Raw genomic sequence first — 22,759 nt, 5'->3', positions numbered from 1 at the left:
CCGCCCGGTCAGCCCTTTTTCTCAAGCGCCTCGATCCGGGCCTTGAGCGCCTCGTTCTCTTCGCGCGCCTTCTGGGCCATGGCGCGCACGGCCTCGAATTCCTCGCGCGTGACGAAATCGCGGTCGGCCAGCCAGCGGTCGATCATGCCCTTCATCGCGGTCTCGGCCTCGGTCCGGGCGCCCTGTGCCACGCCCATCGCGTTGGTCATCAGCTGCGACAGATCGTCGAAAATCTTGTTGCGGGTTTGCATTGCGCTCTCCACCTTCTGCTTGATCCCTTATATGGGCCACGGGGGCGGCAGCCACAAGGTTGACTTGCGCCCGGCAACAGAGGCAGGAAGACGCATATGCAGGCCGCGATCCCTTTTCCCGACATCTCGCCCGAATTGTTCACCATCACCGTTTTCGGCATCGACCTTGCGCTGCGCTGGTATGCGCTGGCCTATATCGTGGGTATCCTGGTGGCGTGGCGGATATCGCTGCACGCGCTGGCGCGGCCGGCGCTGTGGCAGGGCGACACGCCGCCGATGACCAGAGCGCAGGTCGAGGATCTGCTGACCTGGATCATCATCGGCATCGTGCTGGGCGGGCGGCTGGGATTCGTGCTGTTCTATCAACCGGCCTACTACTTGCAGAACCCCGCCGAGATCCTGAAGGTCTGGCAGGGCGGCATGGCGTTTCACGGCGGGTTTCTGGGCGTGGTTTTGGCGGGGTGGCTCTATACCCGCGCACAGGGCATCCCCCGGCTGGCCGCGGGCGACGCGATCGCGCTGGGTGTGCCGGTAGGGCTGATGCTGGGGCGGATCGCCAATTTCATCAATGGCGAACTGTGGGGCCGCCCCACCGACCTGCCCTGGGGCGTGATCTTTCCGCATCCGCTGGCGCAGGATTGTCCGGGGGTTGCAGGGCTGTGCGCGCGCCATCCTTCGCAGCTTTACGAGGCGTTCCTGGAAGGCGTCGTGCTGCTGGGGCTGATACTGTGGCTGGCCTACCGGCGCGGGGCGTTGAAGGTGCCGGGGCAGATCACCGGCGTTTTCATCGCGGGCTACGGGCTGGCGCGGTTCGTGGTCGAGTATTTCCGGCAGGCGGATGCGCAGTTCATCACGGATGGAAACCCGCTGGGCTTCGTCATCGGGTCGGGGCAGATCGGGCTGACGATGGGGCAGATCCTGTCGCTGCCGATGGTGGCGGTCGGGATCGGCCTGATCCTTTACGCAAGGGCGCGGGTGCGGGGATGAGCCTGCGCGATCACCTGCTGGCGCGGATCGCCTCGGACGGGCCGATGAGCCTGGCCGATTTCATGGCCGAGGCGTTGCTGCATCCGACGCTGGGCTATTACACCACGCGCGACCCGCTGGGCGCGGCGGGGGATTTCACCACCGCGCCCGAGATCAGCCAGATGTTCGGTGAATTGCTGGGCCTGTGCCTTGCGCAATGCTGGCTGGATCAGGGCGCGCCCGCGCAATTCACGCTGGCCGAGCTTGGGCCGGGGCGGGGCACGCTGATGGCCGACGCGCTGCGCGCCACGCAGGCGGTGCCCGGCTTTCACGCCGCCGCGCAGGTGCACCTGGTCGAAGCCTCACCCGCCCTGCGCGCGCGTCAGACCGCAACGCTGGAGGGGGTTGCGATCACCCACCATGACAGTGTCGAAGCCCTGCCCGAGGCGCCGCTGTTCCTGCTTGCCAATGAGTTCTTCGACGCCCTGCCGATCCGCCAGTTCCAGCGCACGGAAACCGGCTGGGCCGAGCGGCTGGTCGGCGCGCAGGACGATGCGCTTACCCTTGGGCTGGGTGCGGATGCGCCGCAGCCCGCCCTTGCGCACCGGCTGGCGGATACGCGGCCCGGCGACGTGGTGGAATATTGCCCCGCCGCCGCGCCCGTCCTGCAAGAGGTCGGCCGACGCATCGCGGCGCATGGCGGTGCGGCGCTGATCGTGGATTACGGCGACTGGCGCAGCCTGGGCAACACGTTCCAGGCGTTGCAGGGGCACAGGACGGTCGATCCGCTGGCCGATCCGGGCGCGGCCGACCTGACCGCGCATGTGGATTTCGAGGTTCTGGCGCAAGCCGCGGCCCCGGCCGCGCATAGCCGCCTGACCCCTCAGGGCGTGTTTCTGGAGCGGCTGGGCATCACGCAGCGTGCGCAAGCGCTGGCCGGGGGGATGCCCCCGCGGGCGCTTGAGGCGCATGTCGCCGCGCATCGCCGCTTGACGCATCCCGATGAAATGGGTTCGTTGTTCAAGGTGCTGGGGCTCTACCCGCCCCATGCCGCACCACCGCCGGGATTGGAGCCATGACGCTGGACATCATCACATCCGACGCGCTGCACGACGTGACGCACGGGTTCTTTACCCGGCGCGGCGGCGCATCCTCGGGGGTGTTCGCGGGGCTGAATTGCGGGCAGGGCAGTTCCGACCAGTCCGAGATCGTGGCGATCAACCGCACCCGCGTGGCCGAGGCGATGGGCGCCCCGCCCGACCGGCTGGTGACCGTGAACCAGGTGCATTCGGCCACCGCCGTGACGCTTGACGCCGTGCCCGATCCGCGCCCCAGCGCCGATGCGATGGTAACCGCGACCCCCGGGCTGGTGCTGGGCGTTCTGACCGCAGATTGCCAGCCGGTGCTGTTCGCCGACCGGCAGGCAGGTGTCGTGGGTGCGGCCCATGCGGGCTGGCGCGGGGCGCTGGACGGTGTGCTCGAGGCGACGCTGGACGCGATGGAGACGCTTGGCGCGGCGCGCGGCGATGTCGTGGCGGTAATCGGCCCCACGATCAGCCAGCGCGCCTATGAGGTGGGGCCGGAATTCCTGGACGATTTCCTGGCCGGGGATGACGCCAACCACCGCTTCTTCACCAATGGCGCGGGCGACCGGTATCTTTTCGACCTGCCGGCCTACGGGCTGCAACGGCTGCGTGATGCGGGAATCGGCCATGCCGAATGGACGCGCCACTGCACCTATTCCGATCCTGACCGATTCTTCTCTTACCGCCGGGCCACCCATGCCGGCGAGGCCGATTACGGGCGGCTGATTTCCACCATCCGGCTGTAATTCCGGCAGGAGTTTGGCCGCGCATCGCCCAGAAATTGCCTTATATGGGGAAACAATCCTGCCAAAATTCAATTATTGGCCAAGCAGAACCCCGCAAAGCCAAGCATTTTCAACATCTTGAACAATCATGCCGGCGCCGCCCGGATTGACGCCGGGATCGTGGCAAAAACTTTTCGATTTCCCGCCGATTGCCAAAACAATGCCCGAATGCGCAGGCAGATTGTTTCACAACAAAGAAACAAGGCCCGGCGAAACAAGGCCCGGCAATGGGATACAAGGCAGGAGACCCGAGCATGACCAAGACCAAACGCTGGATCAAAAGCGTGACCGAAACCGCCAAGGCAGACGACGTACCCTCCGTGCCGTGGCAGCGTGGCAGGCGCCGGGCCGAAATGATCGCCCGCCGCGACGACAAGGCCCCGGCGCCTGCCCGCCGCCACGCGTAAGGGTCCTCCCCCGGGGTGTCCTGCATCCCCTTCGTGCGTGCCGCCGTGGCACAATCGGAAACCGCCCCATCCCTCGGGGCGGTTTTCGCGCGAATCGGGTATCGGAATGGGGCAGACCCGTTACCGCAGGGGAAACACTTGCCCGAAACGGCCCCGATTGACGCCCCGCCCCCGACAGTCGTTGCCGATTTTTGACAGGTCGCCGGGGTTTGCCGCATATTTTCCGCGATATCAGCATCCATGTGCTGCGTTCGGTGGGGGCCGGCGGCACATCTTAAACGAGTTCAGACACCGCATGACCACATACAGCCCCCACGGCACGCCCCCCGTGCAAGTTGCACGGCAGGCGGCATCCGATACCCCGCAAACCGACATACCGCGACGCCGCATCGAAATCGCCTGGCAAAGGCGCAATGGCGATGTCGAGATGTCGGCCCATGCCATCCCCTCCAAGGCCTTGTTCGAAGAGTGCTTTTCGGCCTTTGCCCACGGCACGCCGATCCAGACGCCCGACGGGCCCGTGGCGATCGAGGACATCCTGCCCGGCGACGAGGTATTGACGCAGGAGCACGGCCCGCTCCCTGTCCTGTGGCGCGGCAGCCTGACATGCCATGCCACGCCGCAGGATCGCTGCCGGCGCCTGACGCGGATCATGACCGACGGGTTCGGAATCGGCCGGCCGGTGCGCGATCTGCTGATCGGCCCCGCGGCGCGCGTGATCCATCGTCCGCGCAACCTGCCCACCGGCGGGCCGCGGTCGCAGGTGCTGGTGCCGGTCTCGGCCCTGCAGGACGGCGCGACCATCATCCCGGTCACCCCGCCCAGCGCGGTGCAACTGTATCACCTGGCGCTGCCGGTGCATTCCACCCTTCGGGTCGGCGGGCTGGCGATGGAAAGCTATCACCCCGGCATCAGCCTGCGCAGCACGCTTTCGCCGCGCCAGCTTGCGCTGTTCCTGTCGATCTTTCCGCATATCGACCAGCCGGGGGATTTCGGGCCGCTGACCTATCCGCGCCTGAGCGAACGCGATCTCAGCGAGGCACCTGCCGCCTGACGCGGATCAGGCGCTGCGCGCCAGGCGATCCTCAAGCACGTCGAAGGGTACGCCGGGTTCGTCCTTGGCGCCGCGAATGACGAGGCTGGTCTTGACGCTGGCCACGTTCTCGGCGGCGGTCAGTTCCTCGGTCAGGAAGCTCTGGAACGTGCTGAGGTCGGGCGCCACGCATTTCAGGATGAAATCGACCTCGCCGTTCAGCATGTGGCATTCGCGCACGAGCGGCCAGTCGCGGCAACGCTGTTCGAATTTCGACAGGTCGGCCTCGGCCTGGCTTTGCAGGCCGACCATGGCGAAAACCTGCACCTCGAAGCCAAGCTCGCGCGCGTCCACCTTGGCGTGATAGCCACGGATGTACCCCGCCTCTTCCAGCGTGCGGACCCGGCGCAGACAGGGCGGCGCCGATATCCCGACACGCTTGGCCAGCTCGACATTGGTCATACGCCCGTCGGCCTGCAGTTCGGCAAGGATCTTGCGATCTATCTGATCCAGACGGGTGGCGGGCATGATTCGCTCCTGGTTGGAAGTTTGAGAAAGTTATAACAACCCCGCAGGCACACGCAATATTGTTTCAAGGACTGGCAATATTATTAGGGAAACATCTGTATCAATCCAGGAAACATAGTGTTCAGGGCGCTGGTTCAGGCGCAATCCAGGCATGATTGCGGTGAAAATGTGTTCGTGGTTGGCCGCCAATGTGTTAGCGTCGCTGCGATTAGAGTTTACGATTTCTGTCATGACGGTTTCGATGGCGGCGGTCGGATCTTTGATCGGCCGGTTGCAGCGCATCAGAATTTCCTGGGCGTTTTTTCAATCCCGATAGCTGGCCATGAAATTTGAAACCAAAGAGTCATTCCAGAAGGGGGAGTGAAAATATGAAACTCAACAGACTGATTACCGGCGCCGCCCTGGCACTGGGACTGGTGATGGGCGGGGCCGCATCGGCCGCGACCATCGTGAACCTCGGCTTCGCGATCGACAAATCAGGCAGCGTTGACGCTGGTGATTTCACATTGCAGCAGCAAGGTCTTGCCAATGCCCTGTCACTGATCCCGACAACCGGCGACGTCCAGTACCGCGTCTCGGTGGTCGCGTTCGGAAGCGACGTTACGAATCTCGTTACTCCGCAAATCGTGACCGCGGGCAATATCGGGACCATCCAGTCCGCAATCACAGGCTATAGCCGTAGCGGCACCTCATCGACACAGACCGACGATGCAATCAATCGGCTGACCTCGCTGTTCGATCCTTACGACATGGAGAACACCCTGACGCTCTACAACATTTCGACCGATGGTTCTCCGTCGAGCCAGTCCGCAACCCTGACCGCAGCAAACAATGCTGTTGCAGCGGGTGTTGACGGCATCAGCGTCGAACTGGTGGGCAGCTTCTCCACGGGCCAGATCAACAACATGCTGGCGATCACGTCGCCGACCCCGTCGGAATACGTGACGGTTGCCGGGGATCTCCCGAACCCGACCGAGGCAGGCTTCGTGTTCGCGGTTGAAAACTTCGCCGATTACGAGGCCGCAATCAGCGCCAAGATCCAGCGGATCGTGGACGACACCGGTGGCGGCGACGGCGTGATTCCGCTGCCTGCGGGTATGCCCCTGATGCTGAGCGTCATCGGCGTCTTCGCCTTTGTGCGCCGCAAGCGGGCAGCCGCGTAAACCGCGCGAAAGCCCCCGAAAACAGAAAGGCCCGCACCGTGGTGCGGGCCTTTTTCATGCGTCCTTGGCCGGGTTATTTTCTCAGCGCCTCGATACCGACGAACATTTCCTGTTCCGCCACCCAGACCCCCTGCGCCGTCGTGATCTGTTCCTGCGTCAGCCCGTCATGGTTTTCCGGGGCAGTTTGCGGCGCATCCCGTTCGTCCGACCAGATCCAGACACCGCAGGGCAGATGCTCCCCACACGCGGCCTTTCCGGCCTCGACCAGCGCAGCCTGCTCCATCGGGTTGGTGCACACCATGACGCGGATCACATCGGAGGCATCCAGCACCCGGCACCCTTCGGGCAGGTCGGATGCCTGTGCGCCCTGGAACCAGAAGGCCGCGGCAACGCATATACCCGCGCCGGCCAATCCTCTTGCAGAAAATACGTTTATCATTCAATCACCTCGCAATGTTCCGACCCGGCCATCGCATCCGGCCCTGAAATGGCTTTTGCGGTTCCGTTCTCATTCCGATAATAGCGGATGAAAATCAATCACGGAAGGTTCGAGGATGACAGAGACACGTCACACCAAGGTTCTCATCATCGGTTCGGGCCCGGCAGGCTATACCGCCGGCGTCTATGCCAGCCGCGCCATGCTGGAGCCGATCCTGGTGCAGGGGATCGAGCCGGGCGGGCAGCTGACCACCACCACCGAGGTCGAGAACTGGCCCGGCGATACCGAGGTGCAGGGCCCCGACCTGATGGTGCGGATGGAGGCCCATGCCAAGGCGATGGGATGCGAGATCGTGGGCGATATCATCGCCTCGCTCGACCTGTCCGAACGCCCGTTTACCGCCAAGGGCGACAGCGGCACGACCTATACCGCCGACGCGGTGATCCTGGCCACCGGCGCGCGCGCCAAGTGGCTGGGGCTGGACAGCGAAGAGGCGTTCAAGGGCTTTGGCGTGTCGGCCTGCGCCACCTGTGACGGGTTCTTCTACCGCGGGCAGGAGATCGTGGTGGTCGGCGGCGGCAACACCGCCGTGGAAGAGGCGCTGTTCCTGACCAATTTCGCCTCGAAGGTCACGCTGATCCACCGCCGCGACGAGCTGCGCGCGGAAAAGATCCTGCAGGACCGGCTGCTCAAGCATCCCAAGATCGAACCGATGTGGTTTCACACGCTGGAAGAGGTCGTCGGCACCGACAATCCCAAGGGGGTCGAGGCGGTGCGCGTCAAGCACGTGGAAACCGGCGAAATCACCGAGATCCCGTGCAAGGGTGTGTTCATCGCCATCGGCCATGCCCCGGCCAGCGAACTGGTCAGGGACCAGCTCGAACTGCACAATGGCGGCTATGTCAGGGTCGAGCCGGGCAATACCCGCACCTCGATCCCCGGCGTGTTCGCCGCGGGCGACCTGACCGACCATGTCTATCGCCAGGCGGTCACCAGCGCGGGCATGGGCTGCATGGCCGCGCTCGATGCCGAGCGGTGGCTGGCCGAACAGGAGGGCTGAGTCCCTTTCGCCGGCCGGAAAACAGACGGAAATCGGACGGGAGCCGGGACGCTGGTTCCCGTTCGCCACAGAACTCCCTGAAAATGTCCCTGTTTTGACGTTTTGAAACCCGATCCCTTGCTAAAGACAGGGCTGCGGGACTAAGCCCTGCCGCGAAAACCGCTGTCCCAGTACCTATTGAGAGAGACAAGATGATCATTCCCAACCTCGCGCCGATCCCCGAACTCTACGTCTCTTACGAGAGCGCGCAGAAGCTGAAGGTAGAGGCCGGCGACCTGACCAGCCTGGACCTGACGCCGCGCCAGATCTGCGACCTGGAACTGCTGATGAACGGCGGGTTCAACCCGCTCAAGGGGTTCCTGAGCGAAGAGGATTACAACGGCGTGGTCGAAAACATGCGGCTGGCCGACGGGCAGCTTTGGCCGATGCCGATCACGCTGGACGTGTCCGGGGATTTCGCCGAGGGGCTGGAACTGGGCCAGGACATCGCGCTGCGCGACCAGGAGGGCGTGATCCTTGCCACCATGACGGTGACCGACCGCTGGACCCCGGACAAATCGCGCGAGGCGGAAAAGGTGTTCGGCGCCGACGACCTGGCGCATCCGGCGGTGAACTACCTGCACCACACCGCGGGCAAGGTTTACCTGGGCGGCCCGATCACCGGCATCCAGCCGCCGGTGCACTACGATTTCCGCGCCCGCCGCGACACGCCCAACGAATTGCGCGCCTATTTCCGCAAGCTGGGCTGGCGCAAGGTCGTGGCGTTCCAGACGCGCAACCCGCTGCACCGCGCGCACCAGGAACTGACCTTCCGCGCCGCCAAGGAAAGCCAGGCCAACCTGCTGATCCACCCCGTTGTCGGCATGACGAAACCGGGCGATGTGGACCATTTCACGCGCGTGCGCTGCTATGAGGCGGTGCTGGACAAATACCCGCAGGCCACCACCACGATGAGCCTGCTGAACCTGGCCATGCGCATGGCCGGCCCGCGCGAGGCGGTGTGGCACGGGATCATCCGCCGCAACCACGGCTGCACCCACATGATCGTCGGCCGCGACCATGCCGGCCCCGGCAAGAACAGCGCGGGCGAGGATTTCTATGGCCCCTATGACGCGCAGGACCTGTTCCGCGACCACCAGGAGGAAATCGGCATCGAAATGGTCGATTTCAAACACATGGTCTATGTGCAGGAGCGCGCGCAATACGAACCCAACGACGAGATCGCGGACAAGGACAATGTCACGATCCTGAACATCTCGGGCACCGAACTGCGCCGCCGCCTGCGCGAGGGGCTGGAGATTCCCGAATGGTTCAGCTTCCCCGAGGTCGTGACCGAGCTGCGCCGCACCTCGCCGCCGCGCTCGAAACAGGGCTTTACCGTGTTCTTCACCGGGCTGTCCGGGTCGGGCAAATCGACCATCGCCAACGCGCTGATGGTCAAGCTGATGGAGATGGGCGGGCGCCCGGTCACGTTGCTGGACGGCGACGTGGTGCGCAAGCACCTGTCGTCCGAACTTGGCTTTTCGAAAGAGCACCGCGACCTGAACATCAAGCGCATCGGCTATGTCGCCTCGGAAATCACCAAGAACGGCGGGATCGCGATCTGTGCGCCGATCGCGCCCTACACCGCGACCCGCCGCGCCGTGCGCGAGATGATCGAGCAATACGGCGCCTTCGTCGAGGTGCATGTCGCCACCTCGCTGGAAGAGTGCGAGCGCCGCGACCGCAAGGGGCTCTACAAGCTGGCGCGCGAGGGCAAGATCAAGGAGTTCACCGGGATTTCCGACCCTTACGAGGCGCCCGTCGAACCCGAACTGCGGGTCGAGACCGAAAACGTGGACGTGGACAATTGCGCCCACCAGGTGATCCTGACGCTGGAAAGCATGGGGCTGGTCGCGGCACACTGACCGCACCCGACCAGACGAATAAAGCCCGGTCCTGCGACCGGGCTTTTTCTTTTCCACCTGTCGGCCGATCTCAGCGCCGCGCAGGCCGGATACGATCCATCAACCCGTCCTTAAGGACGAGCTGATGGTACAGCGCGGCAAGCGCGTGGCCGACGATCACCAGCACCGTCAGGGTCACCAGAAGCTCGTGCACGTCACCGGCCTCGCGGATGCCCGCGCCCCAGGCCGCCATGCCCGACAGCGGCACCGCGAGAAGCAGCAGGTAAAGCGCGCCGTGGCCGAGATGGGCAAGCTTGTTCAGCAACGGTTTGCCCGGCGGCAGCGCGGGCGCCCCGAGGCGCAGGCGCACGGCGATGCGGATCAACGTCAGCGCCAGGATGGCCAGCCCGACCGGCGGATGGGTCAGGGCCGCGAACTGGTCAGGATCGCCCCCTTCCAGCTTGGTACGCAGGGCGCGGCCCATATCGTCGGACACGATGTAGTTCAGCGCGAACAGCAGGAAGATACCCCAGTGCAGGGCGATCTGGATGGTCGCGTAGCGAGGCGAGTCATGTGTCATGGGAATCTCATATGCAAACGGAACACATTCCCTTTAACGCATGTCGCGCTAGGTTCCGTCGTATTTTTTTCAGGGTTCCGGCACCTGCCCCGCCAGCACGGTCCGAAACCAGCCGGTGTCGATATTGCCGCCCGACAGGATCAGCCCGACCTTCCTGCCGGCGTTCTCGTCCTTTTCCTTGAGCGCCAGAGCCAGCGCCGCCGCGCCGGCCCCTTCGGCAAGGTTGTGCGTGGCGGTGAAATACAGCCGGATCGCGGCGGCAATCTCGTCCTCGCTGACGGTACCGATGTGATCCGTGCCGGGGCCATAGATATCCAGCGCGGCCTGCACCGGCACACGCACCGCCATCCCGTCGGCGAAGGTGCGCGCGCTGTCGGTCTCGATCGGCGCGCCGGCCTCGGCCGACAGTCTGGCGGTTTGCGCATGTTCCGAAACCACCCCGACGATCCGCGCCTTTGCCCCCAGCGCATCTCGCGCGGCGATCGTGCCGCAAATACCCGATCCGCAGCCGATCGGCACATAGACGACATCGAGGTCGGGATGCCGGGAAAACAGCTCATACCCATAGGTCGCGACACCCCGCACCAGTTCGCGGTGAAAGGGCGGCACGGGGAACAGCGGTTCCTTTTCGGCCATTTCCATCGCCAGTTCGCGGGCGGTGTCGAAATCCTGCCCGTGTTCGATCAGCGTGGCGCCATAGGCCCGCATCGCGGCGTTCTTTTCGGTCGAGTTGCCGTGCGGCACGACGATCCGCGCCTCCAGCCCGGCGGCCACCGCCGCGCGGGCCTGGCTCTGGCCGTGATTGCCGCGCGTGGCGGTCACGATGCCGCGCATTTCGGGATGGCTGCGTTTCAGCCAGTCGATGAAGGTGATCCCGCCGCGCACCTTGAAGGCACCGGTGGGCGCATGGTTTTCATGCTTGACGATCACTTCGGCGCCCAGCGCCTGCCCCAGAAGCGGCCAGTCATGCGCGGCCGTCGGCGCCATGTGCCGCGCGACAAGCGCCTGTGCCTCGGATAGCTCTTTCTCGGTAAACATCTGCCCGCCTTTCCCGCGCGTTACGCCCGAGACTGGCAGGACTTGGCGGCGGCGGCAAGCCCGCCGCCGGGCTGCGTCAGTGCACCGTGACCGGCGACAGATCGTGCTGGCGTGCCAGCACGAAGGCCAGGCGGCGATCCCGGACCAGCGCAAGCTGCTGGCCGTTGGCGTCATGCACGGCATAAAGCGTCTCGGCATCGCCGACCTGCGCCTGAACCTCGTCGGGCAGGTCCGCCACCTTTACCGGCCGGACATAGACGATGCGGTTTTCGCCGCCTTCGCCGAAATCGTATTTCGCATCCATTTCGCTTACCCCCTTTTGATACTGATCGTCTGCACCACCGTTTCGGGCTCGGCGCGGGTCAGGTCGATATGCAACAGACCATTTTCCATGATCGCGTCGCCCACCTCGACACCGTCGGCCAGAACGAAACTGCGCTGGAACTGCCGCGCGGCGATCCCGCGATGCAGGAATACGCGGTCGGCGCTGTCGTCGCCCTGGCGGCCACGGATCACAAGCTGCCGGTCCTCGACGGTGATGCTCAGATCGTTTTCGGCAAACCCGGCCACCGCAAGCGTGATGCGATAGGAATGATCCGAGGTCTGTTCGATATTGAAAGGCGGGTAACCCTCGTTGCCGGATTTCGCATTGCGTTCCAGCAACCGCTCGAGCTGTTCGAAGCCCAGAAGATACGGGTGCGACCCGAGTGTAAGCTTTGTCATCGACACGTCCTTATCAAAGCGACAGTCCTCTCCGGCCACCCCGATCGCGGCAATGCCCGGTCACTGAAAATATGGGGGTTGGCCAAGGCCCGCGCAAGGGCTTTGCGAAAACGGGCATTTTCAGTATGTTAAAGGACCGCTTGCAACCACGGAATCAGCAGCCATGAACGCCCATTCGGACTTCGCCCGCGACCTTGCGATGAAAACCGACGAGGTGCTGCGCGTCGAGCTTGAGGTTTTCCGCCGCGAACACCGCGATCTGGACGATGCGATCCGCGCGTTGCAGGAGCGTGCCACCGCCGACCAGCTGACGCTGCAGCGGCTGAAAAAGAAGAAACTGCTGCTGAAAGACCGCATTGCGCTGATCGAGGATCGGCTGACGCCGGATATCATTGCCTAAGCGCGCGCCTTTCGTATAGTGCGCCTCTCATCGCAGCGAAGAGGCAGGTAAATGGCGGAGATCAAGGTCGGTATCATCATGGGCAGCCAGTCGGACTGGCCCACAATGAAGGAAGCCGCCGATATCCTGGACGAGCTTGGCGTGCCCTACGAGGCACGGATCGTTTCGGCCCACCGCACCCCCGACCGGCTGTGGGACTACGGCAAGACGGCCGTCGACCGCGGGCTTGAGGTGATCATCGCCGGTGCCGGCGGCGCCGCGCATCTGCCGGGCATGATGGCCTCCAAGACACGGGTGCCGGTGATCGGTGTGCCGGTCCAGACCAGGGCGCTGTCGGGTGTCGACAGCCTCTATTCCATCCTGCAGATGCCGCGCGGCTATCCGGTGGCGACGATGGCCATCGGCGGTGCGGGGGCCAAGAACGCGGGCCTTCTGGCGGCGCAGATGCTGGCGATGCATGATCCCGCGCTGGCCGACCGGCTGGATGCGTGGCGCGCGGCGCTGTCGGCCTCGATCCCCGAGGTGCCCAGCGATGACTGATCCGCTGACCACCGGCGCGACCATCGGGATTCTCGGCGGCGGTCAACTGGGGCGGATGCTGTCGGTCGCCGCCAGCCGCCTGGGGTTCAGGACCTGCATATTCGAACCGGGCGACGACTGCCCGGCCAGCCATGTGACCGACCGCCATTTCAGGGCAGATTACGACGACGAGGCCGCCCTGCGCGCCTTTGCCGAAGCCGTCGATGTGATCACCTACGAGTTCGAGAATATCCCGACCTCGGCGCTGGACATACTGGACGCCCTGCGCCCGATCCGCCCGGGACGCGAGGCATTGCGCATCAGCCAGGACCGGATGACCGAAAAGGATTTCCTGTCCGGCCTCGGTCTTGCCACCGCACCTTATGCGGCCGTGGACAACGCCGACGACCTGGCCGCCGCGATCGGCCGGATCGGCACCCCCGCGATCCTGAAGACCCGCCGCTTCGGCTATGACGGCAAGGGGCAGGCGCGGATCATGGCGCCCGGCGATGCCCAACAGGCGCTGGCAGACATGGCCGGCGCGCCCGCGATCCTCGAAGGGTTCGTGAAGTTCAGCCACGAGGTTTCGATCATCGCGGCGCGTGGCGCGGACGGGGCGGTGTCCTGTTTCGATCCGGGCGAGAACGTGCACCGTGACGGCATCCTGCGCAGCACCACCGTGCCCGCAAGGCTAAGCCCCGCACAGCGCACCGACGCGGTCCTCTTGGCGGCGAATATCCTCAATGCGCTGGAATATGTGGGCGTCATGGGGGTCGAGCTGTTCGTCACGCCCCGGGGCCTGATCGTCAACGAAATCGCGCCGCGCGTGCACAACTCGGGCCACTGGACGCAGAACGGCTGTGCGGTGGACCAGTTCGAACAGCATATCCGCGCGGTCGCGGGCTGGCCGCTGGGCGATGGCAAACGCCATTCCGACGTGGTGATGGAAAACCTGATCGGCGACGATATCGACCGTATCCCGCAGATCGCGCGCGAAGCGCACGCCGCGCTGCATCTTTACGGCAAGGTGACATGCAAACCGGGCCGCAAGATGGGCCATGTGAACCGCGTGAAACCGGGTGCCGGCTGATGCGGGCGCTGCTGCAAAGGGTGGCCCATGCCAGCGTGGTGGTGGATGGTCAGGTCATCGGCCGGACCGGGCCGGGCCTGCTGATCCTGATCTGCGCAATGCAGGGCGATACCGAGGCGCAGGCCGACACGCTTGCCGCCAAGATCGCCAAGCTGCGCATTTTCAAGGACGACGCCGGAAAGATGAACCTGTCGCTGCGCGATATCGGCGGCTCGGCCCTTGTGGTCAGCCAGTTCACGCTGGCCGCCGACACCTCGCGCGGGAACAGGCCCGGTTTTTCCACCGCCGCCAGCCCGGACGAGGGCGAGCGTCTTTACGATTACTTTGCCACCCGCCTCTCAGCCGAGGGTGTGCCGACCGAAAAGGGCCGGTTCGGCGCGGATATGAAGGTCGAGCTGCTGAACGACGGCCCCGTGACCATCTGGATAGAGCACTGAGCGCGCTCAGCCACCGATATCGACGACGCCACCGGGGCAGACATAGCGCGTGAAGGCGCCATAGCAGGTGGCGGTCTTGCCGAACCCCTCGACCGTGAAAACGCTGTAGACCATGCGATGTTCGTAATGCGTTTCGATCTGGTCGCGCATCAAGCTGTAGCAGCTGTCAGGGTCAAGCTTGCAGGCCGCAAGGGCGACCTTGCCCAGCGGCCCCCCGGCGCTGTCGGGATCGGCGCGGGCCAGTTCACGCTCCAGCGCGGCGCGCAGTTTCAGCTCACCGGCCCCCTGCCCCGGCGCCGTCACCAGCGCCACGCCGCCCAGCAGGATCGCCAGGACCAGACCGAACCGCAGCTTTCCACGCATCGGGGCCTCCTTCGTTTCAGGGTTCGCGCAACGCCTCGCGGGATTTATAAAGTGGTTTCAGCAGATATTGCAGCACGGTTTTCTGCCCGGTGTGCAATTCGACGCTGGCCTGCATTCCGGGGCGAATCTCGACACCGGCCTGACGGTCGGTCAGATGCTCCATATCCACCCGCAACGTCACCTTGTAATGCGCGCTGGCGTCGGGGTCGCGCGCGCGCTCGTCCTTGAACGTGTCGGCGGAAATGACATCGACCTGCCCCCTGAGCGTGCCGAAGATCGTGTAGTCATAGGCGCTCAGCTTGATCGTCGCCGCCTGCCCGCGGCGGATATTGGCGATGTTCTCGGGCTTGACCCGCGCCTCGACGAAAAGCTCCTCGTCAAGCGGGATGATCTGCAGGATCTCTTCGCCCGGCCGCACCACCCCGCCGATCGTGGTGATGCCAAGGTTGTTGACGATCCCGCGCATCGGCGCCTTCAGCACCGTGCGGTTCAACTGGTCCAGCCCGGATTTGAGGGTCTGCCGCAGCGTCGCCAGTTCCTTGAGCGTATCGGAATAGTCCTGCGCCCGCTCCAGTTCGGTTTGGGTCACGACCTCGTCGTGGCGTGCCTGCGCATCGGCATGGGCCTTGCGGGCGCGCGTCACCTCGATCAGCGCGACGACGTTCTTGCGGAGCAGGTTTTCCATCAGCGCCAGTTCCGCAGCGGTCTGATCCAGCACCTTCTGCGCACCGTCGCGGCTGGCGACGTAATCGGATTGCCGCGCCTTCAGCAGCGCGCGTTCCGACGCCACGATCTCGGGCGAGGCCTGCGCCAGATCGGCGGGCACCTGGAAATCGAACTGTCCCGCCAGTTCCGCCTCCAGCCGCAGGCGCCGGATATCCAGCGCGCGGATCTGTTCGCCCACCTCGTCCACCGAGGACCGGAACTGCGTGCCATGCAGCCGCGCCAGCACGTCGCCCTGCTGCACCACGTCGCCTTCGCGCACCAACAACTCGGCCAGGATACCCCCTTCGAGGTTCTGGATGATCTGCGGCCGCGAGGACGAGATCATCTCACCCTCGGCGCGCACGATCTCGTCGATCCAGGCGAAGGCCGCCCAGACAAGGAACAGCAGGACCGAAGCCGCGCAAAGCCAGACGATCAGCGACGCCCCCTTCAGACGGTCGTGCAGTTGCGCGGCCAGGTCGGGGCTTGCCGAGGCCATCGCTCAGCTCCCCTTTGCCTTGGCCAGATGCGCCAGCACCTGGTCACGCGGCCCGTCCACGGCCATGCGGCCGTTTTGCAGGATCAGCGTGCGGTCGGTCAGCGACAGGATCGGCACACGATGGGTGGCGATGATCGCCGTGCGCCCCTCCAGCCATTGCGACAGGCGGCTGACCAGCGTGGTTTCCAGCACCTGGTCCAGCGCCGCGGTGGGTTCGTCCAGCAAGCAGACGGGCGGGTTCTGCAACCACAGCCGCGCCCAGCCGATCGACTGGCGCTGCCCCACCGACAGCCCCTGCCCACCATCGCGGATTTCAAGGTCCAGCCCCCTTGGATGCGACCGGACGAACGGCCCCAGCCCGGCGAAATCCAGCGCGCAAAGCAGCCGTTCGTCATCGCGTTCGAAGAGGTTGAGGTTCAGGTTGTCGCGCAGGGTGCCGGCGAACAGGCGCACATCCTGCCCCAGGTAACCGATCATGCGGCGCAGGTCGCGCGGCTCGATCTGGGCCATGTCGGTGCCGTCGACCAGCACCGTGCCCCGTTCAGGCGCGTAAAGCCCCGACAGCAGTTTCAGAAAGGTCGATTTGCCCGAACCGTTCGCGCCGAGGATCGCCAGCTTCTGCCCCGCGCGGATCTGCAGCGCGGGCACATCCAGCGTCGGTGCGCCATCCGCGTCATAGCGGAACAGCACCTCACGCAGGGTGAAATCGCCACGCAGGGTTTCGCGGCGCAGGTAGCTGCGGCTTTCGTCGGTGTCCTGCGCGGCGTTGGCGATCCCGTCCAGCCCGTCAAGCGCGGTCTTCACGTTGCCCCAGCGCGCCATCGTGCCGGAAAGCTGCGTCAGCGGCGCCAGCGTCCGGCTGGTCAGGATGCCCACCGCGATGATCGACCCGACGGTGAATTCCCCGGCAAAGACCAGGTAGGTGCCGGTGATCACCGCCGTGACATAGGTCGCCTGCTGCACGCCCTGGCTCCAGAATGTCAGGGCCGAGGCCAGTTTGCGCTGATCGCTGGATTTCAGTGCCGACAGCGCCGTCAGTTCGGTCCAGATACGCTGGAACCGGTCCTCGGCGCGCTGCGTCTTGATGGTTTCAAGCTCGAACACCGCCTCGTGCAACAGCCGCCCTGCCTTTGACGATGCGCCTTGCGTTTCCTGCGTCAGCCGGATCATGCGTTTTTGCAGGAACACCCCCGGCACCACCATCAGCACCGCGCCCGCGACCAGCACCCAGACCACGCTGCCGGCGATGGAGGCGACCAGCAGCAGAAAGACGAAGATAAAGGGGATGTCCGCCAGCGACGACACCGTCGAGGCGGTAAAGAACTCGCGCACCGAGCCGAATTCGCGCATCGCGCTGAACAGCTGCGAGGGCATCCGCCCCCGCGTGTCCGAACGCATTCCCAGCAGGCGCGCCATCAACAGTTGCTGCACGTTCAGGTCGATCTGCCGCCCCGCCCCGTCGATCAGCCGCGCCCGCGCGATCTTGAGCGCGGCCTCCATCAGCAGGGCGATCATCGCGCCGATGGCCAGCACCCAAAGCGTCGCCTCGGACTGGTGCGGGATCACCCGGTCATAGACCTGCAGCGAAAACAGCGCGACCGCCACCGCCAGCAGGTTCGCCACGAAAGAGCCCAGCGCCACCTCGGCAAAGGGCCGGCGGAACCGCGCGAATTCGCCCCAGAACCAGTGCGGTCCGGCGATGACGGGACCATGCGCCCTTTCCAGCGCGCCCAGCGGTGCCTCGGCCCGGACAACCTGCCCGGCGAAGACCGGTGTAAACTCGGACAGGGGCACATCGGCGCGATTGTCGGCGCAACTGGCATCATAGATCACCAGGCCGCCACGCGACTGCGCCAGCACCAGCACGACCTGCCCCGATGTCATCTGCGCCAGCGCCGGCCACAGATCGGCCATAAGCGCATCCACGCGTTCCACCCGCGCGATCAACCCGGCAGCACGCAGACCATCGGCCAGACGCTGCGCCTGCCCCCCGGCCCCCTGCGCCGCTGAGCCCGCCATCGCCTCGAGGATATCGCCATGCAGCGCATCGACCCCCAGAAGCCCGGCATAGATCACCGCCAGCCGGGCGCGGGCCGTGCTCTTTTCGTCGAAGCGGGGGGGTTGCACCGTGGGCCGCGCGGCGGGATCGGGGGTGATCGCGGTCAGGGTCGCACCGCCCCTGCGCACCGACCCGAGCGATATGGTCCGCGCGGTCAAATCTGCCCCCCGTCGGCCAGAAGGCCCAGTTCACGCGCGATTTCAAGCTGCGCACGGGCGGCACCGTATTTCAGGTCCAGTTCCGCCTCGTGCTGGCGGGCATAGGTTTCATAGACGCCCACCACATCCATCACCTGCCGCTGCCCCGCGTCATACTGGCTCTGGAACAGGTCGAGGTTGCGCTTTGCCGCCACCGCCAGTTTCCCGGCCTCGTCGCGCTGCCGCGCCTGTGCGCCCGCCTCGCTTTCCAGCCGGCGCAACCGGCGTCCGCTGTCCTCGCGCGCCTGCGACACCTTGCGGCCGGCGGCCTCTTTCCCGGCCTCGACGGCCTTCAGGCTCGCCCCCGTGCCAAAGCCCAGCGGCTTGTCGGATGCGACGCTCAGCGCCGGATCGCTGCTGTTGTCGCCCAGCACCGCACCCACGCTTGCGCCGGGCAGAAAGCCCGCACGCTCGATCCTGGCCGCCTCGACCGCGCGCCGTTTCTCGGCCTCGGCCAGCAGCACCGGCAACGGGTCGGCGCCAGTCATGGCCGGCGACAGGGGCGACAGGCCCGACACGTCATCCAGCGGGCGGATCGCCATCACGTTCAACTCGGCCAGTGCGGCCGCGGCGGCCTCGGACTGGGCCTGCCGGTCGGCGCGGATCTCGGCCAGCTTCTGCCGGATCACGTTGAGGTCGGACATGTTCGACACCCCGCCCCGCACGCGCTGATCCATGATCCATTCGAAATGCGCCATGTCCTGTTCCGAACGCGCGGCCAGCGCCGCCCGTTCGCGCGCCTTCTGCGCATCGAGATAAAGCGACAGCGCGGTGAACACCCGGTCGTTGGTGTCCTGCGCCAGCGTGACGGCGGCCACCTCGACATCGGCCCGGGCAAAGGCGCGCTCGGCCTTCTTGCGGCCATTGTCGAACAGCACTTGATCGACCACGAGCGAGGCGATCACGTCCGACAGGCTGGTCAGGCTGATCTGCGGGCCGAGCGTGGGCAGCCAGTTCTTCGCCGCCGCCTGCGCCCGCAGCCTGGCGCTGCGCAGCTCTGCCTCGGCGGCGCGGCTGTTGGCGGCCAGAACCGCGGTGGCCACGGCATCATAGGCGCCGCCATCCGGCAGCGCGCTTTCGCGGGCCATCAGCGTTTCGAGGATGACCGACCCTTCGGCATCGGCCTGCGCGGCGCCCAGCGCGGTGGCCGGGGCCGGGGCCGGCGGGGCGTTGCGCGTGACCGTATCGCCGGACGTGCCGCCCGGCCCCATGCAGGCCGACAGCACCACCCCCGCGCAAACCAGAACCCCGAAACGCATACTCTGCCCCATGAACCGCCCCTTGTACCCGGCGCTTGTTCTTTCGATTGCCGGGACGCGCGCGCATGGAACCGCGCGCGCGCCCCGAAGACCGGCACCGTCAGATGACGGTGGTGATATCGTCGTCGATCAGAACGGTGGCATCGCCCAGGGTATAGACGTCGTGCACCTGCCCGCCGACCGTCTGCGACTGGCCGGTATGCGTGGCGCCGGTGATCGTCACCGTATCGTCCACCCCGCCCGAGATCACCAGCGTGTCGGTGTTGGCCGACAGCGCCTTGATCTGCGCCTCGGTCAGCGTAAGCTGGCTGTCCTCGGCGAATTGCAGGTCGATCGCCTCGATGTTGAAGGCACCGAGGGCCGGGTTCGACAGATCCACCTGAGAGGTCGACGCCTCGTCCAGCACCAGGTAGGTGCCCGAGCTGTTGCCCGCCGCATCGGTGCTTTGCACGATCAGGTGCGAGCCATCGGCGATCTCGGGGGTAAAGCCGAACCTTTCGACCCCGAGGACGTCGATCGGCAGGCCCTCACCGCCGACCTGCGCACCCGGCACGCCGTGGTCGACCTCGTAGACGGTGACGTCATTCTCGGTCAGGTCGACGGATATCGCGGAATAGCCGCTCACGTTGCGGGTGTAATCCTCGATGATCGGCACGTCGGGCACGTCGAAATCCAGCGCCAGCGTTTGCGTGATGCTGTGGGTATTACCCGCCGCATCCGTGGCCGCGATATCCAGATCGACACTGTCCTGCCCGGCCGGGATCGCCCCGAAGGGCAGATCCAGCGTCCAGTGGCCGCCGGCGGTTACCGTGGCCTCGTAGGACATGCCCGCCACCGTGACCAGCACGCCCGACCCCGGTTCGACCTGCCCCGACAGGCTCAGCCCGGCCTGCGCCTCGGCCAGGTTGACCACGCCGTCGCCGCCGGTCGGATCGCCGGTCGTGTTCAGTTGATTGACGTAGGTGTCCAGCTCGACCGTGTCGTTCAGCGTGGCGACGTTGCCATGCCGGTCGACCGAGCGGACAGTCACGTCCAGCGTTCCCTCGCCCGTGGGCAGCGCACCGGCCGGGAAACGGGCGGTCCAGCTTCCGTCGGGCTGGACCACGGCCTGCTGCGGGATATTCGCAATCGTGACCGTCACGACCGAGCCCGGCTCGACCGTGCCGGTAACCTCGACGATGCCGGACTGTTCGGCCGCGTTGATGACGCCATCGCCCGCAACCTGCGACGTGGCGAGCGAGTGGCTTTCCACCACGGTATCGACGCCGACGCTGCCGGTCACCGTGCGCGTGTTGCCGGCGTCGTCGGTGGTCGTGGCCACGATCGGCGCGCTGTCGGTATCTGCCGGTATCTCGGCGTGGGTGAACAGGCGCTGCCAGTTGCCATTGCCGTCGGCCACCGTGCTGCGGGTCACGCCGCCAAGGCTGACCTGAACCGTCGCACCGGGATCGGCGGTGCCGCGGATCACCACGCCATCCAGGCTTTCCTGTGCGTTGATGACGTTGTCGCCCTCGATCGGCGCCTGGCTGAGCGTCAGGATGCCCGCATCGGTATCGACCCGCACCTGCTCGGTGATCGTGGCGACGTTTTCGGCCATGTCGGTCGAGGTGACGGTCATCGTCGCGATATATTCGCCCCGCGCGATCTGGCCCTGCGGGATCGTCGCGGTCCAGACGCCCTGATCGTCGACGCTGGCCTGAACCACCGCCTGCCCCAGTTGCACCGTCACGCGCGAACCGGGCTCGGTCGTGCCGCTGACCACAAGGCCGGCATCGGCCTCGGCCGCGTTGATCACACCGTCGGCACCGCCCGGCACGTTGCCGAGCGTGAAGTTCCGCACCTCGGTATCGAACCGCACGCTGCCCGTGGTGCTGGCGGTGTTGCCCGCCGCATCGGTCGTGACCGCCAGAACATCGGCCGTGGTTTCGCCGGTGGGCAGATCGCCCGCTGGGAAGGTCACGCTCCAGTTTCCGCTGCCATCCACCTGTGCCGGACGGGTAACGCCGCCCAGCGTGATCTCGACACTGGCGCCCGGCTCGGTCGTGCCGGTCAGGGTCACGCCGTCATTCAGGCGTTCGTCGTGATTGACCACGTTGTCGGACGTGACCGGCGCGGGCGAAATCTCGATGAAGGATTGCGTGTCGATCACCACGCTGTCGGTAAAGACGGCGCTGTTGCCGAAGCTGTCGGTCGTGGTGACGGTAATACCGGCCTCGTATTCGCCCGTGCCAAGGGTCGCGGTATCGACGACCACGCCCCAGGTTCCGTCGCCGCCGACCACCGTGTCATAGCTTGCCCCGCCCACCACGACGGAAACGCTGGCGCCCGGCTCACCCGTGCCGGCGATTTCCACGCCATCGGTATGATCCTCGCCATTGGTGATGTCGCCCACCGATCTGGTCCCGTCGGTGAAGCCCAGTTCGGGCGCGGTCGTGTCGATGACCACATCGGGGCCTTCGATTCCGGTCACATGGCCATCGGGATCGGTGACAACCACCGCCGTGTCATGGCTGCCATCGGCCGGGAAAGTGCCATCGTCAAAGGTCACTTCCCACGTTCCGTCATCGCCAACGGTCGTGCTTTCGCTTTCGCCGCCGATGGTTACGTCGACCGTGGCGCCCGGCGCGCCGGTGCCCGAGATCGAAACCGAGGGGCCGTTGGCCACGGCCTCGTCGCCGCCGATCTCGATCACGCCTTTTTCGTTCACCGTGGGCACGATCCGGTCGGTCCCGCCAGTGCCGCCACCGTCGCCAGCACCGCCGTTGCCGTCCTTGCCGCCATCGCTGCCATCGCCGCCGGCCAGCAAGGCCGCACCGCCCAGCGCCGCGGCCCCGCCGGCCGCCAGGCCGCCAAGGCCACCGCCACCCAGCAGGGCGGCGCCCAACATGCTGACCTCGTTATCGCCCGCCGCATAGGCGTCGGCCACGGCGACCTCGGGATCGCCGACAAAGATCAGATCGTCCGAGGGGCTCCACTTGCCCCATTGCTCGGTCGGGCCGTATTGCGCGTAAAGCACCCCGTCCGACCCTTCGGCCAGCGTTACCTCGCTGAGGTATCCGTCGGCACTGATGAACAGGCGCGCCGCCGGTTCGCCACCGACATAGTAATCCTCGAGAAGGATAACCCGCCCGTCCGCCAGGACAATTTCCAAGTCGTTTCCGATACGGCTGAAGCCCTGCAGATCCATCTGCCGCAGATTCAACGACATCTCGGCGCCGCCGGGGACAGCGAGCTTTGTCATTGTTTCGTTCTGGGGGATTTCACCGCGCTCAACTGCGCCCATACTA

Annotated in this window: 25 protein-coding genes; 12 read left to right on the top strand and 13 right to left on the bottom strand. The window is 65.8% G+C overall.

Going from position 1 to position 22,759, the window contains the following annotated elements; genetic code table 11:
* Window positions 1-8 precede the first annotated feature (8 nt).
* On the bottom strand, window positions 9-251 hold the full coding sequence (locus tag F3H87_RS00540) for an accessory factor UbiK family protein (RefSeq protein WP_149786974.1): 243 nt from the start codon (window positions 249-251) through the stop codon (window positions 9-11).
* Between the two features lie 96 nt (window positions 252-347).
* Here F3H87_RS00540 and lgt point away from each other — a divergent pair, with 96 nt between their 5' ends.
* The 5 genes from lgt (at window position 348) to F3H87_RS00520 (ending at window position 4,548) form a co-directional block, all read left to right on the top strand.
* Window positions 348-1,238 (top strand): prolipoprotein diacylglyceryl transferase, encoded by an 891-nt coding sequence (gene lgt / locus F3H87_RS00535; RefSeq protein WP_149786975.1) that lies wholly within the window; start codon window positions 348-350, stop codon window positions 1,236-1,238.
* The gene (locus tag F3H87_RS00530; protein ID WP_149786976.1) at window positions 1,235-2,296 is read left to right on the top strand and encodes a class I SAM-dependent methyltransferase; all 1,062 of its coding nucleotides are present in this window, start codon (window positions 1,235-1,237) and stop codon (window positions 2,294-2,296) included. The genes lgt and F3H87_RS00530 overlap by 4 nt, the downstream gene beginning before the upstream one ends.
* The gene (pgeF, locus tag F3H87_RS00525; RefSeq protein ID WP_149786977.1) at window positions 2,293-3,048 is read left to right on the top strand and encodes a peptidoglycan editing factor PgeF; all 756 of its coding nucleotides are present in this window, start codon (window positions 2,293-2,295) and stop codon (window positions 3,046-3,048) included. The genes F3H87_RS00530 and pgeF overlap by 4 nt, the downstream gene beginning before the upstream one ends.
* Before the next feature lie 293 nt (window positions 3,049-3,341).
* Window positions 3,342-3,494: a hypothetical protein gene (locus F3H87_RS21735; RefSeq protein WP_188129147.1), complete on the top strand. Its 153-nt coding sequence runs from the start codon at window positions 3,342-3,344 to the stop codon at window positions 3,492-3,494.
* Window positions 3,495-3,789: 295 nt separating this feature from the next.
* Window positions 3,790-4,548, top strand: coding sequence for a Hint domain-containing protein (locus F3H87_RS00520; protein ID WP_188129148.1), 759 nt, complete (start codon window positions 3,790-3,792; stop codon window positions 4,546-4,548).
* Window positions 4,549-4,554: 6 nt separating this feature from the next.
* Here F3H87_RS00520 and F3H87_RS00515 read toward each other — a convergent pair whose 3' ends face one another.
* Together F3H87_RS00515 and F3H87_RS00510 are read right to left on the bottom strand one after the other, a co-directional pair.
* Window positions 4,555-5,055 (bottom strand): Lrp/AsnC family transcriptional regulator, encoded by a 501-nt coding sequence (locus F3H87_RS00515; RefSeq protein ID WP_149786979.1) that lies wholly within the window; start codon window positions 5,053-5,055, stop codon window positions 4,555-4,557.
* A gap of 30 nt (window positions 5,056-5,085) precedes the next feature.
* Window positions 5,086-5,337: a hypothetical protein gene (locus F3H87_RS00510; RefSeq protein WP_149786980.1), complete on the bottom strand. Its 252-nt coding sequence runs from the start codon at window positions 5,335-5,337 to the stop codon at window positions 5,086-5,088.
* A gap of 86 nt (window positions 5,338-5,423) precedes the next feature.
* On the opposite strand from F3H87_RS00510, the gene F3H87_RS00505 reads away from it, so the two are divergent.
* On the top strand, window positions 5,424-6,218 hold the full coding sequence (locus F3H87_RS00505) for a VWA domain-containing protein (protein ID WP_149786981.1): 795 nt from the start codon (window positions 5,424-5,426) through the stop codon (window positions 6,216-6,218).
* A 73-nt stretch (window positions 6,219-6,291) separates the two neighbouring features.
* Here the strand turns inward: F3H87_RS00505 and F3H87_RS00500 are convergent, their stop codons facing one another.
* Window positions 6,292-6,657, bottom strand: coding sequence for a hypothetical protein (locus F3H87_RS00500; RefSeq protein WP_149786982.1), 366 nt, complete (start codon window positions 6,655-6,657; stop codon window positions 6,292-6,294).
* A 115-nt stretch (window positions 6,658-6,772) separates the two neighbouring features.
* Here F3H87_RS00500 and trxB point away from each other — a divergent pair, with 115 nt between their 5' ends.
* Together trxB and F3H87_RS00490 are read left to right on the top strand one after the other, a co-directional pair.
* The gene (gene trxB / locus F3H87_RS00495) at window positions 6,773-7,717 is read left to right on the top strand and encodes a thioredoxin-disulfide reductase (RefSeq protein ID WP_149786983.1); all 945 of its coding nucleotides are present in this window, start codon (window positions 6,773-6,775) and stop codon (window positions 7,715-7,717) included.
* 191 nt (window positions 7,718-7,908) lie between these two features.
* On the top strand, window positions 7,909-9,624 hold the full coding sequence (locus tag F3H87_RS00490; RefSeq protein ID WP_149786984.1) for a bifunctional sulfate adenylyltransferase/adenylylsulfate kinase: 1,716 nt from the start codon (window positions 7,909-7,911) through the stop codon (window positions 9,622-9,624).
* Between the two features lie 70 nt (window positions 9,625-9,694).
* On the opposite strand, the gene F3H87_RS00485 is transcribed toward F3H87_RS00490, so the two are convergent.
* From F3H87_RS00485 to F3H87_RS00470, 4 genes are all read right to left on the bottom strand, one after another.
* On the bottom strand, window positions 9,695-10,183 hold the full coding sequence (locus tag F3H87_RS00485) for a cytochrome b (protein WP_149786985.1): 489 nt from the start codon (window positions 10,181-10,183) through the stop codon (window positions 9,695-9,697).
* 69 nt (window positions 10,184-10,252) lie between these two features.
* A complete protein-coding gene (locus F3H87_RS00480; RefSeq protein WP_149786986.1) occupies window positions 10,253-11,221 on the bottom strand; it encodes a threonine dehydratase in 969 nt (322 codons plus the stop codon).
* Window positions 11,222-11,297: 76 nt separating this feature from the next.
* The gene (locus F3H87_RS00475) at window positions 11,298-11,525 is read right to left on the bottom strand and encodes a DUF1150 family protein (protein WP_149786987.1); all 228 of its coding nucleotides are present in this window, start codon (window positions 11,523-11,525) and stop codon (window positions 11,298-11,300) included.
* A gap of 5 nt (window positions 11,526-11,530) precedes the next feature.
* Complete coding sequence (locus F3H87_RS00470) at window positions 11,531-11,944, bottom strand: Hsp20 family protein (RefSeq protein ID WP_149786988.1); 414 nt, start codon at window positions 11,942-11,944, stop codon at window positions 11,531-11,533.
* Window positions 11,945-12,107: 163 nt separating this feature from the next.
* Between F3H87_RS00470 and F3H87_RS00465 the strand changes: the two genes are divergently transcribed.
* The 4 genes from F3H87_RS00465 to dtd are packed head-to-tail and all read left to right on the top strand — an operon-like array spanning window position 12,108 to window position 14,390.
* Window positions 12,108-12,344, top strand: coding sequence for a YdcH family protein (locus tag F3H87_RS00465; RefSeq protein WP_149786989.1), 237 nt, complete (start codon window positions 12,108-12,110; stop codon window positions 12,342-12,344).
* Between the two features lie 51 nt (window positions 12,345-12,395).
* A complete protein-coding gene (gene purE, locus F3H87_RS00460; RefSeq protein WP_149786990.1) occupies window positions 12,396-12,884 on the top strand; it encodes a 5-(carboxyamino)imidazole ribonucleotide mutase in 489 nt (162 codons plus the stop codon).
* Window positions 12,877-13,953 (top strand): 5-(carboxyamino)imidazole ribonucleotide synthase, encoded by a 1,077-nt coding sequence (locus F3H87_RS00455; RefSeq protein WP_149786991.1) that lies wholly within the window; start codon window positions 12,877-12,879, stop codon window positions 13,951-13,953. Before purE ends, F3H87_RS00455 begins: the two co-directional genes overlap by 8 nt.
* On the top strand, window positions 13,953-14,390 hold the full coding sequence (dtd, locus tag F3H87_RS00450; RefSeq protein WP_149786992.1) for a D-aminoacyl-tRNA deacylase: 438 nt from the start codon (window positions 13,953-13,955) through the stop codon (window positions 14,388-14,390). The genes F3H87_RS00455 and dtd overlap by 1 nt, the downstream gene beginning before the upstream one ends.
* Before the next feature lie 6 nt (window positions 14,391-14,396).
* Here the strand turns inward: dtd and F3H87_RS00445 are convergent, their stop codons facing one another.
* From F3H87_RS00445 to F3H87_RS00425, 5 genes are all read right to left on the bottom strand, one after another.
* Complete coding sequence (locus F3H87_RS00445) at window positions 14,397-14,753, bottom strand: hypothetical protein (RefSeq protein ID WP_149786993.1); 357 nt, start codon at window positions 14,751-14,753, stop codon at window positions 14,397-14,399.
* Between the two features lie 16 nt (window positions 14,754-14,769).
* Window positions 14,770-15,957, bottom strand: coding sequence for an HlyD family efflux transporter periplasmic adaptor subunit (locus F3H87_RS00440; RefSeq protein WP_149786994.1), 1,188 nt, complete (start codon window positions 15,955-15,957; stop codon window positions 14,770-14,772).
* 3 nt (window positions 15,958-15,960) lie between these two features.
* On the bottom strand, window positions 15,961-18,174 hold the full coding sequence (locus tag F3H87_RS00435) for an ATP-binding cassette domain-containing protein (RefSeq protein WP_394852149.1): 2,214 nt from the start codon (window positions 18,172-18,174) through the stop codon (window positions 15,961-15,963).
* The gene (locus tag F3H87_RS00430; RefSeq protein WP_223227930.1) at window positions 18,171-19,484 is read right to left on the bottom strand and encodes a TolC family protein; all 1,314 of its coding nucleotides are present in this window, start codon (window positions 19,482-19,484) and stop codon (window positions 18,171-18,173) included. Before F3H87_RS00430 ends, F3H87_RS00435 begins: the two co-directional genes overlap by 4 nt.
* 88 nt (window positions 19,485-19,572) lie before the next feature.
* Window positions 19,573-22,713, bottom strand: a complete 3,141-nt coding sequence (locus F3H87_RS00425) for an Ig-like domain-containing protein (protein ID WP_223227929.1) — start codon at window positions 22,711-22,713, stop codon at window positions 19,573-19,575.
* Between the last annotated feature and the right edge of the window lie 46 nt (window positions 22,714-22,759).

This window comes from Lutimaribacter pacificus (assembly GCF_900142185.1).
Lineage (GTDB): Bacteria > Pseudomonadota > Alphaproteobacteria > Rhodobacterales > Rhodobacteraceae > Lutimaribacter > Lutimaribacter pacificus.
The sequence above is the reverse complement of the archived record's forward strand: the minus strand, read 5'-3'. Positions and strand labels throughout refer to the sequence as shown.